General features: G+C 51.4%; 3 protein-coding genes. 2 read left to right on the top strand and 1 reads right to left on the bottom strand.

Annotated elements, in window-relative coordinates; all coding sequences use genetic code 11:
- Positions 1 to 312 precede the first annotated feature (312 nt).
- Positions 313 to 1,170: an Rpn family recombination-promoting nuclease/putative transposase gene (locus ACI4WN_RS01490; protein WP_439776667.1), complete on the bottom strand. Its 858-nt coding sequence runs from the start codon at positions 1,168 to 1,170 to the stop codon at positions 313 to 315.
- A gap of 265 nt (positions 1,171 to 1,435) precedes the next feature.
- Here ACI4WN_RS01490 and ACI4WN_RS01485 point away from each other — a divergent pair, with 265 nt between their 5' ends.
- Together ACI4WN_RS01485 and ACI4WN_RS01480 are read left to right on the top strand one after the other, a co-directional pair.
- Positions 1,436 to 2,320: a C40 family peptidase gene (locus ACI4WN_RS01485; protein ID WP_439776666.1), complete on the top strand. Its 885-nt coding sequence runs from the start codon at positions 1,436 to 1,438 to the stop codon at positions 2,318 to 2,320.
- Positions 2,321 to 2,366: 46 nt separating this feature from the next.
- Positions 2,367 to 3,170 (top strand): C40 family peptidase, encoded by an 804-nt coding sequence (locus tag ACI4WN_RS01480; RefSeq protein ID WP_439776665.1) that lies wholly within the window; start codon positions 2,367 to 2,369, stop codon positions 3,168 to 3,170.
- Positions 3,171 to 3,298: the final 128 nt, after the last annotated feature.

Here is a 3,298-nt window from a genome sequence, read left to right as displayed (position 1 = left end):
TGAGCATCATTTCCGTTACTTGAGTAAGATCGTGAGCAGCAATTCCGTTACTTGAGTAAGTTTATGAGCAACATTTCGGTTACTTGAGTAAACTTGTGAGCAGCATTTCTGTTACTTGAGTAAGATTATGAGCAACAATTCCGTTACTTGAGTAAGATTGTGAGCAACATTTCTGTTACTTGAGTAAGTTTATGAGCAACATTCCCGTTACTTGAGTAAATTTGTGAGCAGCCGTTCTGCCAGTTGAGTAAAAAATGTGCAGCAACCCAATCCCAAACGAAAATGAGGTGCCAATTGGCACCTCATTTCTTATTACACCTTCTGCGGTTCGATCAACTTACGGTATTCTTCCCGCTTCTCGCTAGGTACCTTCAGACGTACCATTGCCTCGTCCGGTGACATTCCAGACTCAACGAGATAGCGCAAGTTTTGGATCAGGTTTCGCTCTTCGCCAATCTCAATCCCACGCTTCTCACCGATGTTCCGCTCGTGATTCAACGTTACTTGGTATTCCATACGGTCCTTCCTCCACTGTGCATCATGATTGTAGTACGACATCTTATCACAAATCGCCTTGATGAAATCATCGCTTGTATCCGCCACGCCGTTCATCAAATCCAAGAACTTCTGCATGGTCGGGCTGACTGAGCCGACCGTCCCGCGAGAATTGACCACGAAGACCAGCGATTCGTCGTTTAAGACGATATCATATCCTTCTTTTCGGCAAACCGTCTGGAAAAAGTAGACCTTCTCGCTCCGCCCGGCGAAGCTATCGAACGGTGACAAGATAATGATCACCGCTGGTGGCAGCTTGTCATAGTCCTGGCTAACCTTCAGGGAATTCAGGTCAATCACAGCCCGATAATACCGGATCCGCTTGTGCTGAAACTCGTTGTCTCTTTGCATTTCGATGTCAAAAAGTCGCCCGCGGTCATCCGTCGCTTGCACGTCCACCCGAATCGCCTTTGACTTACGGCCATGCTTGTACTGCCGCTGCATCTGAGTCTTGACTTGCTTAATCTGCCAATCTGGTAAAAATTCCTGCAAAAACCTAGTGCAGATGGCCTCATCCTGCATGACAAAGTAAAACATATAGTCATCCGTGATTCCAAGTGGCTTCCCATCATCGACTGGCGCAATGAAATCATCAGGTAAATTTTCTTTAGGCACATTATACCTCCTCTCTTCAAAAAAGTATCGCCGGAGGCATCGCACAAACCCTCCACTTATTAGTACGCCAAAAATCGAAATTTTCGCGAAAAAAGTTGTGGATAAGTCAAAGTCGTAACACATTCCGGCCTCTGTCAAAACACCAGTTCCTCCCACTAACCATTTGTAACCAACTTGTAACATTCACCGTCTTGCGACACCCTTGACAAGAGCTTAAGATAAGTATATGGTATTAGTTTTTGCTTCGACCGGAGGAAATAAGCATATGAGTAATAAGTGGAAAAAAGCAGTCAGCGCGCTGACCCTGGCCGCCGCGGCCTTTAGTTTTGCCGTCGCAGCGCCCCAGGAAGCCAGCGCCCAAGTTAAGGGCCACCTGTCCAAGGTGCAAGTTATAAAAAAGGCCCCCATTTACACCAACTATAAAAAGGGTAAAAAGACCCACAAGTACCTGAAGAAGGGCAGCGTGCAAAAGGTTAAGGCCACCGCAACCGACACCAAGAAAAAGGTCTGGATCAAGGTCGGCACCAAGAAGTGGATCGCCAGCAAGTACACGGTCGTAATCACCACGACCGCCCAAAGCAAGGCGAAGACCACCAGCACCACCAGTGCCATCACCAAGGCGGCCAACCAAGCAGCGCAAGCTGCCAACAAGGCTGCACAAGCCGCCAGTCAGGCCGCGCAGTCAGCCAGCCAAGCGGCTCAAGCCGCTAAGCAGGCAACCGCGGCTTTGACCACTAACCAGGTCAACCAAGCAGCGTCTTCACAAGCACCAGCTGGCTCATCTTGGCAGCAAAGCCGGGTGGTCAGCCTGGCCAAGGCCCAGGTGGGCAAGGCTTACGTTTGGGGCGCAACCGGTCCATCTTCCTTTGACTGTTCTGGCCTTGTCCAATGGGTCTACAAGAACGCCGTTGGCAAGACCGTTTCCCGCACGACTTACACCCAGGTTTACGAAGGCGTGAACGTTACGGTAAGTACCAGCAGCCTGCAGCCAGGCGACCTCCTCTTCTGGGGGGATGCCGCCGCTCCTTACCACGTAGCCATCTACGTGGGCAACGGCCAATACGTCTCCGCTGCCGACGAGCAGCAGGGCGTCATCTTAGCAACCCTGTCCAGCTACTACTGGCCAACAGTTGCTAGAAGATTGCTATAGTTTTCGTGTTAAAATAGAGTTAGCAGCAGTAGGGAGGAAAAGGGACATGAAGAAGAATATTTTAATCAAGTTTTCTGCCGCTGTGCTGGCTTTTTTAGGCATTTCCATGACGGGGGTTACGCCCGTCAGCCATCCGGTCAAGGCAGCAAACAAGCGCGTGAAGGTCATCAGCAAGCGCTACGTGACGGTCTGGTCCAACTACCGTTCCGGCCACCACAAGGTCACCCATGTGAAAAAGGGTACCAGCCGCTTTGTCTACCAAACCGCCAAGGACAGCATGGGCAACTTATGGTACCGTATTGGCAAAAATAAGTGGGTTCTCGCCAAGTACTTCACCAAGGTCGAACAAAAGCGGGCTGCCGTTAAGGCGTCCCGCGCCGCTGTTAAAAAGGTAAAAAAGACGACTAAGACCAAGAAAACAACCAAGGCTGTCAGTGCCGCGACCCTAGCCGCTTCTTGGTCCGCTCCGATGGGCTCTAAGGCCCGCGCCAAGGCCGTGGTTGCCCTGGCCAAGGCCCAGGTGGGCAAGTCTTACGTCAAGGGCTCCAAGGGCCCTGACGCCTTCGACAACGCCAGTCTCGTAGCCTACGTCTACAAGCAGGCGGCTGGCGTCAATACCGGTTCAACCGCCAAGGCCCAGGCCACCAAGGGCATCGCGGTCAGCGCCTCCAAGAAGTCCGGCTTCACGGAGGGCGACCTGCTCTTCTGGGGCAGCAAGAGCAACCCGTACAACGTCGCCATCTATGTCGGCAATGGCCAATACGTCATGGCCAGCGGCGATCAGCAGGGCGTCGTGCAAACAAGTTTATCAACCTACTTCTGGCCATCTCGTGCTAGAAGAGTCTTATAGCAAAAAGGTCCGAATCATCTGATTCGGGCCTTTTTTGGCTAAAAATGGCAAAAATGTGCAGCCGAAGTCCGGTTGACATAGAACGGGGGAGGGATCGAACCTGGTTGATATAAAATGGGGGGCGCAAA

The sequence above is a fragment of the Lactobacillus sp. genome, from assembly GCF_051893255.1.
Classification (GTDB): Bacteria; Bacillota; Bacilli; order Lactobacillales; family Lactobacillaceae; genus Lactobacillus.
The sequence above is the reverse complement of the archived record's forward strand: the minus strand, read 5'-3'. Positions and strand labels throughout refer to the sequence as shown.

Coding starts and splice junctions, on each gene's coding strand:
- ACI4WN_RS01485 (WP_439776666.1), top strand. CDS start 1,436: ATGAGTAATAAGTGGAAAAAAGCAGTCAGCGCGCTGACCCTGGCCGCC.
- ACI4WN_RS01480 (WP_439776665.1), top strand. CDS start 2,367: ATGAAGAAGAATATTTTAATCAAGTTTTCTGCCGCTGTGCTGGCTTTT.